Genomic DNA, 13059 nt, shown 5'->3' on the forward strand with positions numbered 1-13059 from the left:
AGCGTATGATGGGCCGCAAGGGATTCCGCCTTTTCCCACGTGGGGGGTGGCCCGCGCTCAAGGTGGAAAAATCGGTCAGGCGCATGTTGCCGCGCTCCCTGCTGGGGCGTTCTTTGCTGATTGTTCTGTTCCCGCTGCTGATCACGCAGGGAATCGCGCTTGAACTTTATTACGGCAATTTTCTCAAGGTGGTATCCCGGCGGTTGACCGGGTCGGTCACGGCGGAAATTGTTTTGTCCCTTAACGCGCTGGAACGGCTTAAAAACCCGGCGGACAAGGAATGGTTTGTTGCGCAGGCGCGTGAGCAGCTCCAGCTCATAGAAATCTGGCGACCGGGGGAAAAACTCTCCCGCGTGGGGTCCACCCATGTTCTGGGCCCTATGGATGATGACCTTGTGCATGCGCTGCGGGAGGCCATTGATTACCCGTTCTTTGTCAAATGGCGGCATTTCCATCATGCTGTGCGTATTTACATCCAGCTTCCCGATGGCGTGCTGGAAATAGATACCCCGCGCAAACGGCTGGATATGGGGCAGATCTGGCTGTTTGTGGCATGGACCGTGGGCAGCACGTTTTTGCTGTTCATTATTGCGGGGCTGTTCATGCGCAATCAGGTGCGCGCCATCCGGCAACTGGCTCAGGCGGCGGAGCAGTTTGGCATGGGGCGCGATATTGGCCCTATTCGCCCCGCAGGCGCGCAGGAGGTGCGTAAGGCTGCCGTGGCCTTTAACCGCATGCAGGACAGGATAACCCGCTTTGTGGCGCAGCGTACGGGCGTTCTGGCCGGGGTTTCGCACGATCTGCGTACCCCACTGACCCGCCTGCGGCTGTCTCTGGCCATGATGCCGCGTGAAGGCAGCATATGCGCCAAGGCCATGACCGAAGATATTGATGAAATGATCGGCGACATTGCCGAAATGGAACACATGATCGACAGCTACCTTTCCTTTGCGCGGGGGGAAGGGTCGGAGAGTGTCCAGCAGGTCGAGATGCTGCCGTTTCTGGAGGATGTGGTGGCCGCTGCAAGGCGGGCAAGTGTGCATATTCGTGCACTTGTGGTGGAGCCGGGGTTGCGTGCGCATATGCGCCCCGATGCCATGCGCCGTGCCTTAGGTAACCTGTTTGATAACGCCCGCAGGCACGACGCAAGCGTGGTGCTGAGTGCGCGCCGCGTAGGCGGTGGGGTGAGTATTCTGGTGGATGATGACGGGCCGGGTATTCCGCCAGACCGCCGTGCCCAGGTGCTACGTGCGTTCGAGAGCGGGCAGGATGGTGGCACCGGGCTGGGCCTGACCATCGCGCGTGATATTATTCGTGCACATGGGGGGGAAATGGCGCTGGAACAGGCGCCAGAAGGCGGGCTGCGCGTCCGGCTGTATCTACCAAACTAGCAACGCGCTGCCGGGAAAAGGTATTTTACAGCGAGTTACCCGAACCGAAGTGACCGGGGCCGGAGCTGTTGTTGAACATTCCGCCCTGTCCGCCCGCAGCGCCTGAGCCCATCATGTTCTGCATGGGGTTATAACGGCCTACATTGCCCAGAATCTGCTGGAGTGCGTTAATCTTGGTGCCCGGCGTTGGCGTGATCTCGTTGATCATGGCCACGTGTTTGGCGTCCTTGATGTTGAGCGTGCGCATGCTTTCCAGCGTGCCTGCGCTGTTGAACTTGAGCACAACAAGGTCCTGCTTCATCACACCGGGGAAATCCATGGGCACCAGATGGGTGGTCATGGAAATGTAGATCCAGATATTATCGTCAAACGCGCCCTTGGTGGTGGGGGAGCCCATCAGGTCAATGGCGTCTGCGCGGGTGCTGGTGCCGGGTTCAAGCTGGCTGTATTCTTCAGGCTCAAGCAGGGAGCCTCTGGGCGTGGGGGTGGGGCCAAAAGCCTGACAGCCGGACAGCACAAGAACCGTGGCGAGTGCCCCACAGGCACTTTTAAGGCGCGATGTCTTGTTCTTGCGTGGCGGCGTCATCTGGTCAGGGTGTCCCAAGCGTAAGATTGTGATCCATGATCGTCATCCAACTGGCAACGGCCATGTCTGTCCGATGCCCCAACACTCGCGGGGCGTCAATTGCTGAATGGCAAAAAGAGCACGCTTTATGCGGCTCAGGCCCGGACATTACTCCATAAAGTTCCGCTTGTGTGGTAGATTGTTCAGGCGGTGGTCAGAAAGCTTTGTCCCGAGCGCATCCCGCCTGCTTGTTTCAGCGTTACTTCAGGAGACTTCCATGACCGAAAAGCCAGAATTCTATCGCCCTCTGGCCGTGCGCCGAATCGGAATGCTGGGAACGGATATGACCGTGGAAGCCACGCCGGATGAGTGTAAAAAAGTGGCCCGGCGTCTGGGCCTGCAGGATGTGGCCCTGCTGCGCTGCCGTTACCGGCTCAAGGATGACGGGCGCGGTGTTGTGACGGCCGAAGGCGCGCTGGCTGTCCGTTTTACGCAGACCTGTGTTGTGAGCATGGAGGCGTTTGAGGATATGATGGCGGGATCGTTCGTTGTCCGCTTTGTTCCGGCCAGCCAGTTTGTGGAAGGCGACGCGCCGGATATGGACGCGATTGATGAAATTCCGTATGAGGGGCAGGACGTTGATCTGGGCGAGGCTGTTGTTGAACAGTTTGCTCTGGATCTGGAGCCTTATCCGCATGCGCCGGATGTTGTTCTCCCTCCCGGCCTGATCATGGATGAGGATGAGGCTGAACAACACGGTCTTGAGGAAGAGCCTGAGAAAAAGGCCAGTCCTTTTGCTGGTCTGGCTCGCTGGCGGGGCGGAAACGCGTAATTGCCCAAGTGTGGGTGTGGGGTTTTCTTGTAGGATTGCTTGCGAAAACGCTTGCTGTCTGCTAGAGGCCGCGGCTCAGTGCTGGTGATAAACCTGTTTTGGCGTCTGGCTGCGTTAACGCGTGACCGGGCGTGTTGTTCTAACCATTTTTATGAGAAGGGGCTGGGCTTATGGCTGTACCCAAAAAGAAAACCTCGCCTTCACGTCGTGGCATGCGTCGCAGCCATGAAGCTCTGCGTGCAGAAGCTCATGCTGAATGCTCCAACTGTGGCGAACTGAAGCGTCCTCACAATGTCTGCAGTCACTGCGGTCATTACGACGGCCGTGAAGTGATTGCCGCAGGCAAGGCACTCAAGGTCGCCGTTCGCGCCTGATTTTTCAGGCGTGAAAACGCGTGCTGCATCCGTAGCACGCGGGGTAATGGGGGTAAGGCATCTGCGGCATGGCAGAGAAGCAGGCATGAGCAAGACCGAGATTCCAGAAAGTTTTCCTTCCGACCCTAACGAGGTGTTCAACCTCGCCGTGGACGGAATGGGGGGCGATGGGGCTCCAGAAGTGGTTGTTGCCGGGCTTGCCATTGCTGCCGAACGGCACCGCAATATCAAGGTGCTGCTGATCGGGGATGAGGCGCGCCTGCTGCCTTTGCTGGCGAAGTATCCCAAGGCTGCGTCCATATGCACGGTGTGGCATACGGATGTGTCTGTTTCTATGGACATGAAGCCAACATCCGCTTTGCGGATGCGTCAGTCCTCCATGCGGCTTGCCATGGACGCCGTAGCCAGTGGACGTGCCCAGGGGGTTGTGTCCGCCGGGAACAGTGGTGCCATGCTGGCTCTGGCCAAGATTGTGGTCAAAACCCTGCCGGGTATTTCCCGCCCGGCCATGGCGGCCATCAGTCCCACCATCAAAGGCGACGTGGTCATGCTTGACCTTGGCGCCAACGTTGCGTGCGACTGGCGTAATCTGGTCGAGTTCGCCGTTATGGGCGAAGCCTTTGCCAAATCTGTTCTGGGGTTGCCCGCACCAACCATTGGCCTGCTCAATATTGGCGCGGAAGAACTCAAAGGGGACGAAAAACTGCGCGTAGCGGCTGAAACCCTGCGTGAGAGTCCTCTGGCTGCCCAGTTCCACGGTTTTGTGGAAGGGCATGATATTACCGCGGGCACCACGGATGTGGTTGTAACTGACGGGTTTACCGGAAATGTTGCGCTTAAAACCGGCGAAGGTGTGCTTAAAATGGCCACCACCCTTTTGCGCCGTGTTTTCCAGCGTGGGATCATCTCCCGCCTTGGCTACCTGCTTGTTCGCCCCGGTCTGGAGCGGATGAAGGAGTGGCTGGACCCACGCCGTTATAATGGCGCTGTTTTTGTGGGCCTGAACGGTGTGGTGGTAAAATCCCATGGCGGCACAGATGCCGAGGGCTTTGCCGCCGCAGTCGATGTGGCCATGGATATGGTCACGCATGGTTTTAACGAAAGCATTCGTGAGCGTCTTTCTCATATGGGGGCGTTGTTAATGCGCCCGCAGACGGAGGAGGAATGTGAACCAGCCCTCCCGGTGACCTGAGTAAACGGGACGAATGTGTTGCGCGTGTAAGCCTTTGAGCTGCCTGCGCTGGCGGATAATGAAAGAACGGTCATGGCGAAACGTTCGCTTCTGGTAGGTTTTGGTGGATTTCTGCCAGAAAGAGTTGTCACGAACGAAGAGCTGGCAACCCGGCTTGCGACATCGGATGACTGGATCAGAACCCGCACCGGTATTACCCGCCGCCATATTGCTGGCCCCGATGACAGCGCAACCAGCATGGGGGCGGAAGCCGCACGCAGGGCGCTGGATTATGCGGGCCTGAGCGCTGATGATATTGATGTTGTTCTGGTCGCAACATCCACCCCTGATCAGGCTTTTCCCGCAACGGCAGTTCGGATTCAGGCTGCTTTGGGCATGACCCACGGGTTTGGCTTTGACGTTGCAGCAGCCTGTTCCGGTTTTATTTTTGCTCTGGCAACAGCGGATTCCTTTATCCGTTCCGGGCAGGTGCGTAATGCCCTGGTGATCGGGAGCGAGGTTTATTCCCGTATTGTGGACTGGGAAGACCGCGGTACATGCGTCCTGTTCGGGGATGGTGCCGGGGCTGTTGTCTTGTCTGCATCAGAGAGCGAATCCGATGCACGCGGTATTCTGTCCACCCATCTGCATTCCGATGGCACAACAGGCGACCTGCTGTATGTGGATGGCGCCGTGGGGCAGCCCGATAAAACCGGACATTTGAAAATGAGCGGGCGTGACGTGTTCCGCCATGCCGTGGCCAAGTTGTCGTCTTCTGTGGATGAAGCGCTGGAAGCCGAAGGGCTGACCTACGCGGATGTGGACTGGCTTGTGCCGCATCAGGCCAATATCCGGATTATTGAAGGTGTGGCCAAAAAGCTTGCACTTCCGGCTGATCGCGTAGTTGTGACCGTTGACCGGCACGCCAATACCTCTGCCGCTTCCATTCCTCTGGCACTGGATGAAGCCGTGCGGGATGGCCGGATTCAAAAAGGTGAACTGGTGCTGATGGAAGCACTGGGCGGCGGGCTGACATGGGGTTCGGTGCTGGTCCGTCTGTGATCGGGTGATAACAGACAAGTGACATCATTGTGAATGAATTGACGCGCCGCACAGGCGTGTTACCTTTCTGCGCATGGAAACTGTCACACGTGCATCTTTGATAGAGCAGATCTATCAGCAGGTAGGGTTGTCTCGTAAAGAGTCGTCTGTGCTCCTAGAAGATGTTCTGGAGACAGTCATGCAGGCGCTCGAACGAGGCGAAAGTGTCAAAATCAGCGGTTTTGGCACGTTCTCAGTCCGAAAAAAGGGGCAGCGCTGCGGGCGTAACCCCAAAACCGGGGAGGAAGTGCCTATTCTTCCCCGCTCCGTTCTGGTGTTCCGTTCCAGCCAGTTGCTGAGGGCGGAAGTCAACCATGAGGAGGCAGAGCCGGGAGTCGATTATGACGATTGATGGCACATTCCCCCACAATGACGCCGCGCCTGACGTGTCTGATGCCGATATGGATGTGTCGGAGTCGGGTTCTTTCGAAAAAGGCCCTCACGCTTTCCGCACAATTAGTGAAGTGGCGGATGAGCTGCATGTGCCCCAGCATACCCTGCGGTTGTGGGAGACTCAGTTCCATCAGGTCCGTCCCTTAAAAAGAGGTGGTGGGCGGCGGTATTACAGGCCGGAAGATGTGCTCCTCCTCGCCCGTATTGCGGACCTGCTCTATAATCAGGGTTATACTGTAAAAGGTGTGCAGCGCCTGTTGCAGGAAGGGGACGCATTACAGACAACCGCCCCCCAGTCCGTGGAAACTGTAAGGCCAGACGAAAACAGCGTGGCGGAAGCCGCGCTGGCGGAAGACGCTCAAACACAGGATGCACCATTGGTTGCAGACTACCAGCAGGTAGAAGCCGTTGTGGCCGAACTGCCCGCAGCGGTAGAGGCAGGGCTGGAACAGGCATTGGTGCAGGTTATGGGGCAAAACGTACGCCTGCGCTCGGATCTGGCCGATGTTCTGGTGGAGCTGGAAGCCATCCGGCGCAAGATTTTGGTCTGATTGAAAAAAAGATAAAAATAACGAGTAGAGTGGGTTGTGCTCTTCGCAAGGTATTGCTAAACACCACTCACACTTAACGGGCAGTAGCGCAGTCTGGTAGCGCATCAGTCTGGGGGACTGGGGGTCGTGGGTTCGAATCCCGCCTGCCCGATATTTTTTCCAAATGAAATTGCTAAATAACCCCACCCTCGGGGGGAAATGCAAAAGTCTTTTCAGACTTCTGCATTGTTTCCGTATGCCCAGCGCTGCCAGATCAGGTTGAGTGCGGCCATTGCGGCAGGCCCAATAAACAGGCCGATCAGCCCCCACATTTCTGCTCCACCCAGAATACCAAGCAGCACCCACAGGAAGGGGAGCTTTGTTGTGCCGCCAATCAGGGTCGGGCGTACAAAGTGGTCAGCCACAAAAATAACCGTGGCCCCAATGCAGAATGTGACAATGGCCGCTACCGACGCGCCTGAAACCAGAATCAGGAGCGAAACCAACCCAATTGCGATCATGGCGCAAAAAGGGATCATGGCTGCTACGGCAGTAATAACCCCAAACAGGGCGGGGTGTGGTGCATGGGCAAAAAGATAGACAAGCCCCATGAGCAGGCCTTCACCAATCCCCACCAGAACAAGCCCCTGCACGGAACCATGGATGGAGGCAACAATCTGGCGTGCAATGCTTTCCCCCCTGCGGCCGAAAGCCCGGCAGGATGCAACGCGGCACTGACGAATGACGGAAACCCCGTCCTTGTACAGAAAAAACAGGGTGAGAATGGAAAAGCAGAACAGTGTGCCCCTGTGTGCTATCTGGCTGCCAAGGGCACGTGTGACCATGACCCCCTTATTGTCCAGAGCACCCAGCAGGCCGGAAACATCGCGCGGGTTGGACAGGTGCGTTTCCCACAGATGCGCAATGCTTGCGGCGCCTACGGGTAATTGCTGGATAACATCAGGCACGGGAACGCCAAATTTACGGGCATGATCCAGCCATTCCAGCGCACTCTGGGCTTCTCCTATGGCTTCAAGCGTGATCAGTGTCAGCGGGATAACAAAGAGCAGCGCCATAACAACCGTAAACAGTAATGGTAACAGCGTGCCACGCGCCGCATTGGGCCACATACGGCATGCACGGCTGTAAAGGGGCCATGTGGCAATGGCAAACACGCCGCCCCAGGCCAGGGCGGGTAGAAAACCTTGTATGGTGTAAAGGGCTACGGCCACAATAAAGAGCGCAAGCAGACTGCGTGCCATTTCCTGTCCCCGCTTGGAGCGCTGGCTGGCCTTGATAAGGCCGCAACGCTGGTGAGCAGGCACTAACGAAGATGGAGGCGTATTGGGCATGCGCGAGGTGTCTTTCCAAAAGTTCTGCTTAATACAGGGCGCTCTTTCCGTGCTGTACACAGCATACTGTGTTGTGGGTGAATAATACAGCGCGCGAGGGGGCACGGAGTATGCACACAGCCCGGAATGGGGCGCATTGGCAGTATCTTTTTCTGAATTTATCTCTAGTGTTCCGCTGCCTGCCTGCACATTGAAGCGGATACCCCATGCTCAGAAATTTTCTGACGGTTGGTGGCTGGACCATGCTCAGCCGCATTCTTGGATTGATACGCGACCAGCTTCTGGCGGCCTTTATGGGGGCCGGGCCGTTACAGGATGCTTATCAGGTTGCGTTTCGCCTGCCCAACATGTTTCGCCGTCTGTTTGGGGAGGGTGCGTTTAATGCCGCCTTCGTGCCCATGTTCTCGAAAGTTATGGTGCAGGATGGGCGGGACGAAGCACGCCTGTTCGCCCGCCGTGCGCTTGGGGTTATGTTGGCATGGCTGGTGTTTTTGTGCGTGCTGGGCGAAGTGTTCATGCCGCAGGTGCTGCGCGTGATAGCGCCGGGTTTCCTGCAAAATGGGGACCGTTATGATCTGGCGGTCAGCCTGAGCCGCATTACCTTTCCCTATCTGGTCATGATTTGCGCTGCAGCATTGCTGGCTGGGGTGCTGAATGGCCTGCACCGCTTTGGTGTGGCGTCTGCTGCCTATCTGGCGTTCAACGTGGTGGGTATTCTGGCTATTGTTGGGGCTTCTCCCTTTTTCCCCAGTGTTGCCTATGCTGCGGCATGGGGGGTTACCGCCTCTGGCGTGGTGCAGTTGGGCTTGCTGGCATGGGCGTGCGAAAAAGCCGAGTTCGGGCTTATGCCGCTATGGCCTCAGTTAACGCCGCGCATCCGTCTTTTGCTGCGCCGCATGGTGCCGGGCCTGATTGGGAGCGGCGTTGGCCAGATCAATTTAACGGTGGATACCATTATTGGCACCCTGCTGCCCGCAGGCAGTGTGTCGCTCATGTATTTTGCAGACCGGATCAACCAGTTGCCGCTTGGTGTGCTGGGGGCAGCCGCCGGAACAACGCTACTGCCCGTGCTCACGAGGCATCTGAGTGCCGGGGATATACAGGGCGCGCACACGGCCCAGAACCGTTCTATTGAATATGTCGTGCTGCTGACCCTGCCTGCCGTTGCCGGGTTGCTGGTTCTGGCTGGCCCGATCATGATTGTGCTGTTCGGGCATGGCTCTTTTACCGAGCATGATGCGCTGTTATCCGCCCAGTCCTTACGGGCTTACGCGGTGGGGCTACCCGCTTTTATTCTGGTTAAAGTTCTCTCCCCTGCATTTTTTGCACGGGGCGATACCCGCACCCCCGTTTACGTTGGGGTTGGGGTGCTTGTACTCAATTTTATTCTCAACCTGCTGTTTATGAAGCCTCTGGCGCATATGGGGCCGCCGCTGGCCAGTAGCGTGACCGCCTGCGTGAATGTTGCTTTTCTGGTAGTGCTGCTGCTGCGTAAAAACGCGTTGCTCGTATACGGTTCAACCTTATCCCATATGGGGCGGGTTGGTGTTGCGGCCCTGCTTATGGGGCTGGGCCTGCTGGGGCTTGAAAGTTTTGTCTCTCTGCCCGCAATTTTTGTGACCCGGGCACTCTGGCTGGTTGGTATGGTTGTGGGGGGCGCTGTGTTTTATGCCGCGCTCCTGCATGCTCTTGGTGTGGTTAACCTGTCCGATGTGGTTGTGCGCATACGGGGGCGGCTGCGGCGCAAGATGGGGTAAGCAGGGGAGTGGCGCATGCCAGAGGTTGTTCTTGCGCATCAGGTCGATTTTGCAACTTGGCGGAAGGCGAGCAGCCATTTTGTGCGTGCTGGAGTGTTGCCGGAATCCATATTCTGGCAGGTAGCTCAGGCAGGGCAGGGGGCTGCGTGGTCTGCCGAGCCTGCGCAAAACCCACCAGAGCCCCCGCAAGGCCTTAACCTGTCCCGCCGTTTTGTGGGTGTGCTGGCCCAAGCATTGCAGGCGCATGATCCCGAACGGTTTACAATACTTTACCGTATTGTTTATCGCCTTGCGTATGCCGGACTGGCATTAACAGATACGACTGACCCGGACCTGCTGTGGCTCCGGCAGGCCTTGGCGGCTGTCAGGGCAGATACGCTGCATTTTCGTGAAGTTTTTTCCGCGTTTACGGCGCAGGGAACGAGTGACGTACTGCATTGCACGCCAGAGCATTATATTCTGGAAGCCAACTCCCATTACTGCATGGAGCGGAATGTAAGGCCGTGGCGGGTTGTAGCCCCGTACCGGCGGATGGAATGGGCCGGAGGCATACGCTTTGCTGCGGGAACAGATACGCAGGCGGATGATGCCGCAGTGCAATGGCAGGCCGATGGTACAGGCATCTGGCAGGGGTATGGCCTGAGCGTTTTGCCCCCGCAGCGTAAGGATGTGGAAGAAGCTTCCAACCTTGCCATGCTGGCAGCCCGTGCAATGGATTGCCGCGCCTGTGCGCTATGGCAGCCTGCTTCCCGCACGGTTTTTGGCGAAGGACCAGAGCATGCCCCCATTATGTTTGTGGGGGAACAGCCGGGGGATCAGGAGGACCTGCAGGGACGGCCTTTTGTGGGGCCAGCGGGCCAGCTTCTGGACCGCGCCTTGCAGGATGCCGGGTTGCACCGTGATCAGATTTACGTGACCAACGCCGTCAAACATTTCCATTTCACGTGGAACGGTACCCGCCGCCTGCATCATAAGCCCGAAGCCGAGCATGTAGCTGCCTGCCATGAGTGGCTGAATGCGGAGCGCCGGCTTGTTCGCCCGGCATTGCTGGTAATGTTGGGGGCAACGGCCGCGCAGAGCGTGCTGCAACAACCCGTTACAATTTCCCGCACCCGTTCACGCCTGTTCCCGCTGGAAGATCAGACACAGGGGCTGGTAACGGTTCACCCGTCCTATCTGCTACGGTTGCGTGATGAGGACAGCAAACAGCGCGAATATGCTCATTTTGTAGAAGATTTGCGACTGGCGGCCGACTATATGAGGCAGCACAGGAACGCAGAAGAAGGATAAAAAGGGGAGGGGTTAACCCGCATCCGCTTTATTCAGGCGTTGGTGAAGCTCTTTGCCTGTTTTGAAAAAAGGAACCAGCTTTTTGCTGACCTTGACCTGTTCCCCGGTCTTGGGGTTGCGGCCCAGGCGTGGCTCCCTTTCCTTGACGGAAAAAGCGCCAAACCCACGCAGCTCAACGCGGTTGCCTGCTGCCAGGCTGCTTGTAATGCCACCAAAAACCGTATTCACCAGCAGCGTAGCCTCTCTAAGCTGTAGGTGCGGGTTTTTCTCTATAAGAATGGCAATAAGTTCAGACCGCGTCATTGAGCCCCCTGCCGAATAGGGTAGAGAATTAAGGTCTGACTGAATCTGTGCCAGACAGATGCAAGCATTCCGTTCTCTATGGCTGAGCGTCAAGATAAAAAATGCGTGACGGCCAGGGCACAGGGCCAGACCGCCGTAGCATTCGGGATTATCTTAGGCGGTTGCTGCCTTTTTACCGCGCTTTGCACGGCCAGACGTATCGTCTTCATCACCAGCAGCGTGGATTTTGCGGCCAAGGCCGATTTCCCGTGCCAGCGTGGAACGACGTTCTGCATAGTTGGGGGCAACCATGGGGTAGTCCGCAGGCAGGTTCCAACGTTCACGGTACTGCTCGGGGGACATGCCATATGCGCTCTGAAGATGACGCTTGAGCATCTTCAGCTTTTTGCCGTCTTCGAGGCAAACGATATAGTCGGGGAAGACCGAGCGTTTGACAGGAACGGCTGGCTGCAGTTTTTCCGGTTCGCTCTGCGGCTGGTCAGCCGTTTTGAGAGCCTGAAAAACGTCCTTGATCAAAACCGGAATGACAGCAGGGTCCGTCGGGTTGTTGGAGACGTGTGCAGACACGATCTCGGATACAAGATCTAGGAGAGGCGAATAGTTCTGGATCTCACTCATGACAGGCCTAATTAAAAATTCAGTGTGAATAATAAGAACCATACTCAATTATTTAATCGTTGTGAACTACCAATATACAAAAAAGCAAAAATAAGGCCCGTCTGGTATAAAATGTTGGAATGTCCGATTGATTTTTTTAGTATTTGAAGGAATTCGTATAAATTATTCGTAATATTTTGTTTAATAATACTCAATGATTATACAGGTGTGCAGAGCGGCTTTGTCCTGTGCTCGGGTTCTGGTGGTTGTCTTGGTATTTTATGAAGTTTGATTGATAATATTATAATATTTCTGATAACGACCGCATTCGCAGGATGAGCGGACGGTAGAAAAGACAGTATTCCTATTTAGTATTGTCCTCTTGAGAATAAGGACTGCGTTTTTGGAATATCTGCAACGCTTTATAGGCGCGGTTGATTTTGGAACAAAAAAATCCCGGCTTTCCGTATGGAGGAAAGGCCGGGATTTTTAAAAACCGCGTATTCAGTCTTAACGAATACCGAGTTCGCTCATCAGAAAATCACGGAACACGGCAACACGCTTGGAACTGCGCAATTCCTCAGGATAGACAAAATAGGCGTCCACCGTTGGGGTCGTAATTTCCGGCAGGATCTGCACCAGATCAGGGAACTTGCTTGCGGCATAAGACGGAATGGACCCAATGCCCAGCCCGGCGGCAATGGCAGAGGCCATGGCGGCCATGCTGTTGACCTCCAGCCGCGCAGGACGAGCGTGGCTGCTGACCTGCCCGGCTTCGGCCAGCCAGTTGATATGGGCAACCGGGGGGTGGTGCTCACCGAACAGAACCAGCTGGTGGTTTTTAATGTCTTCCAGGCTGGAAGGCATGCCGTGGCGTTCAATATACTGTGGTGCGGCAAAAATGGGCAGGTTGAAGTCCGCCAGATGTCGCTGGATCAGATCCGGCTGGCGGGGGGCGTGCATTCGTACGGCCACATCCGCTTCACGCATGCCAAGGTCCAGATCGTTATCTTCCAGAATAAGGCAGATATCAATTTCGGGGTTGGCTTCCATAAACTTATGGAGTCGTGGCATAAGCCAGCAGTTACCAAAGCCTGTTGTGGTTGTAACCCGTAGGCGGCCTGCGGCTTTTTCCTTGCTCTCTGTCAGCAAGGTCTGTGTCATCTCCAGCTTGGAGAACACCTCCCGCACTGTTTTATGCAAGGTTTCCCCTTGCTCAGTCAGGATCAATCCACGCGCATGGCGGTGGAATAGGGGTACCTGAAGAACATCTTCCAGAGCAGAAATCTGTCTGGATACGGCAGACTGGCTTAGGTTAAGCACATCCCCCGCGTGGGTAAAGGAACCGGCTTCCGCTACGGCATGGAAAACCCGGAGTTTGTCCCAGTCCACGCACGCCTCCT

13 protein-coding genes, 1 tRNA gene and 1 pseudogene are annotated in these 13059 nt (G+C 56.4%); 10 read left to right on the forward strand and 5 right to left on the reverse strand.

Annotated elements, in window-relative coordinates; translation table 11 throughout:
* The first annotated feature begins 8 nt into the window (after positions 1-8).
* On the forward strand, positions 9-1391 hold the full coding sequence (locus GOB83_RS05175) for an ATP-binding protein (RefSeq protein WP_086645673.1): 1383 nt from the start codon (positions 9-11) through the stop codon (positions 1389-1391).
* A gap of 25 nt (positions 1392-1416) precedes the next feature.
* Here the strand turns inward: GOB83_RS05175 and GOB83_RS05180 are convergent, their stop codons facing one another.
* On the reverse strand, positions 1417-1977 hold the full coding sequence (locus GOB83_RS05180) for an outer membrane protein assembly factor BamE (RefSeq protein ID WP_086645474.1): 561 nt from the start codon (positions 1975-1977) through the stop codon (positions 1417-1419).
* Positions 1978-2233: 256 nt separating this feature from the next.
* On the opposite strand from GOB83_RS05180, the gene GOB83_RS05185 reads away from it, so the two are divergent.
* The 7 genes and pseudogenes from GOB83_RS05185 to GOB83_RS05215 all read left to right on the forward strand — a co-directional run bounded on the left by GOB83_RS05185 (position 2234) and on the right by GOB83_RS05215 (position 6529).
* The gene (locus GOB83_RS05185; protein ID WP_086645473.1) at positions 2234-2788 is read left to right on the forward strand and encodes a DUF177 domain-containing protein; all 555 of its coding nucleotides are present in this window, start codon (positions 2234-2236) and stop codon (positions 2786-2788) included.
* A gap of 170 nt (positions 2789-2958) precedes the next feature.
* Entirely contained in the window at positions 2959-3162 is a 204-nt protein-coding gene (gene rpmF / locus GOB83_RS05190; RefSeq protein ID WP_048852785.1) for a 50S ribosomal protein L32, read from the forward strand.
* Between the two features lie 85 nt (positions 3163-3247).
* On the forward strand, positions 3248-4354 hold the full coding sequence (plsX, locus tag GOB83_RS05195) for a phosphate acyltransferase PlsX (RefSeq protein WP_086645672.1): 1107 nt from the start codon (positions 3248-3250) through the stop codon (positions 4352-4354).
* A 72-nt stretch (positions 4355-4426) separates the two neighbouring features.
* Positions 4427-5395 (forward strand): beta-ketoacyl-ACP synthase III, encoded by a 969-nt coding sequence (locus GOB83_RS05200; RefSeq protein ID WP_086645472.1) that lies wholly within the window; start codon positions 4427-4429, stop codon positions 5393-5395.
* A gap of 67 nt (positions 5396-5462) precedes the next feature.
* Positions 5463-5786, forward strand: coding sequence for an integration host factor subunit alpha (locus tag GOB83_RS05205; protein ID WP_255375207.1), 324 nt, complete (start codon positions 5463-5465; stop codon positions 5784-5786).
* A gap of 70 nt (positions 5787-5856) precedes the next feature.
* Positions 5857-6096: pseudogene (locus GOB83_RS15360) on the forward strand (MerR family transcriptional regulator); the annotation flags it as partial.
* Between the two features lie 359 nt (positions 6097-6455).
* A tRNA-Pro gene (locus GOB83_RS05215) sits at positions 6456-6529 on the forward strand.
* Positions 6530-6590: 61 nt separating this feature from the next.
* On the opposite strand, the gene GOB83_RS05220 is transcribed toward GOB83_RS05215, so the two are convergent.
* Positions 6591-7709 carry an AI-2E family transporter gene (locus tag GOB83_RS05220; RefSeq protein ID WP_086645470.1) on the reverse strand — a complete coding sequence of 373 codons (1119 nt, stop codon included), beginning with the start codon at positions 7707-7709 and terminating at the stop codon, positions 6591-6593.
* A 206-nt stretch (positions 7710-7915) separates the two neighbouring features.
* Here GOB83_RS05220 and murJ point away from each other — a divergent pair, with 206 nt between their 5' ends.
* Together murJ and GOB83_RS05230 are read left to right on the forward strand one after the other, a co-directional pair.
* Complete coding sequence (gene murJ, locus GOB83_RS05225) at positions 7916-9466, forward strand: murein biosynthesis integral membrane protein MurJ (RefSeq protein WP_086645469.1); 1551 nt, start codon at positions 7916-7918, stop codon at positions 9464-9466.
* Positions 9467-9481: 15 nt separating this feature from the next.
* Positions 9482-10756: a UdgX family uracil-DNA binding protein gene (locus tag GOB83_RS05230; RefSeq protein ID WP_165925419.1), complete on the forward strand. Its 1275-nt coding sequence runs from the start codon at positions 9482-9484 to the stop codon at positions 10754-10756.
* 12 nt (positions 10757-10768) lie between these two features.
* On the opposite strand, the gene GOB83_RS05235 is transcribed toward GOB83_RS05230, so the two are convergent.
* From GOB83_RS05235 to GOB83_RS05245, 3 genes are all read right to left on the reverse strand, one after another.
* Positions 10769-11059 (reverse strand): integration host factor subunit beta, encoded by a 291-nt coding sequence (locus GOB83_RS05235; protein ID WP_086645467.1) that lies wholly within the window; start codon positions 11057-11059, stop codon positions 10769-10771.
* 153 nt (positions 11060-11212) lie between these two features.
* Positions 11213-11677 (reverse strand): MucR family transcriptional regulator, encoded by a 465-nt coding sequence (locus GOB83_RS05240; RefSeq protein ID WP_086645466.1) that lies wholly within the window; start codon positions 11675-11677, stop codon positions 11213-11215.
* A gap of 489 nt (positions 11678-12166) precedes the next feature.
* Positions 12167-13048, reverse strand: a complete 882-nt coding sequence (locus tag GOB83_RS05245; RefSeq protein ID WP_095349392.1) for a LysR family transcriptional regulator — start codon at positions 13046-13048, stop codon at positions 12167-12169.
* Between the last annotated feature and the right edge of the window lie 11 nt (positions 13049-13059).

This window comes from Acetobacter fabarum, assembly GCF_011516925.1.
In the GTDB taxonomy this organism is placed as follows: Bacteria; Pseudomonadota; Alphaproteobacteria; order Acetobacterales; family Acetobacteraceae; genus Acetobacter; species Acetobacter fabarum.

Bases quoted from the DNA above. Each gene is read 5' to 3' on its own strand.
- GOB83_RS05175 (WP_086645673.1), top strand. From the start codon at position 9: ATGGGCCGCAAGGGATTCCGCCTTTTCCCACGTGGGGGGTGGCCCGCG.
- GOB83_RS05180 (WP_086645474.1), bottom strand. From the start codon at position 1,977: ATGACGCCGCCACGCAAGAACAAGACATCGCGCCTTAAAAGTGCCTGT.
- GOB83_RS05185 (WP_086645473.1), top strand. From the start codon at position 2,234: ATGACCGAAAAGCCAGAATTCTATCGCCCTCTGGCCGTGCGCCGAATC.
- rpmF (WP_048852785.1), top strand. From the start codon at position 2,959: ATGGCTGTACCCAAAAAGAAAACCTCGCCTTCACGTCGTGGCATGCGT.
- plsX (WP_086645672.1), top strand. From the start codon at position 3,248: ATGAGCAAGACCGAGATTCCAGAAAGTTTTCCTTCCGACCCTAACGAG.
- GOB83_RS05200 (WP_086645472.1), top strand. From the start codon at position 4,427: ATGGCGAAACGTTCGCTTCTGGTAGGTTTTGGTGGATTTCTGCCAGAA.
- GOB83_RS05220 (WP_086645470.1), bottom strand. From the start codon at position 7,709: ATGCCCAATACGCCTCCATCTTCGTTAGTGCCTGCTCACCAGCGTTGC.
- murJ (WP_086645469.1), top strand. From the start codon at position 7,916: ATGCTCAGAAATTTTCTGACGGTTGGTGGCTGGACCATGCTCAGCCGC.
- GOB83_RS05230 (WP_165925419.1), top strand. From the start codon at position 9,482: ATGCCAGAGGTTGTTCTTGCGCATCAGGTCGATTTTGCAACTTGGCGG.
- GOB83_RS05235 (WP_086645467.1), bottom strand. From the start codon at position 11,059: ATGACGCGGTCTGAACTTATTGCCATTCTTATAGAGAAAAACCCGCAC.
- GOB83_RS05240 (WP_086645466.1), bottom strand. From the start codon at position 11,677: ATGAGTGAGATCCAGAACTATTCGCCTCTCCTAGATCTTGTATCCGAG.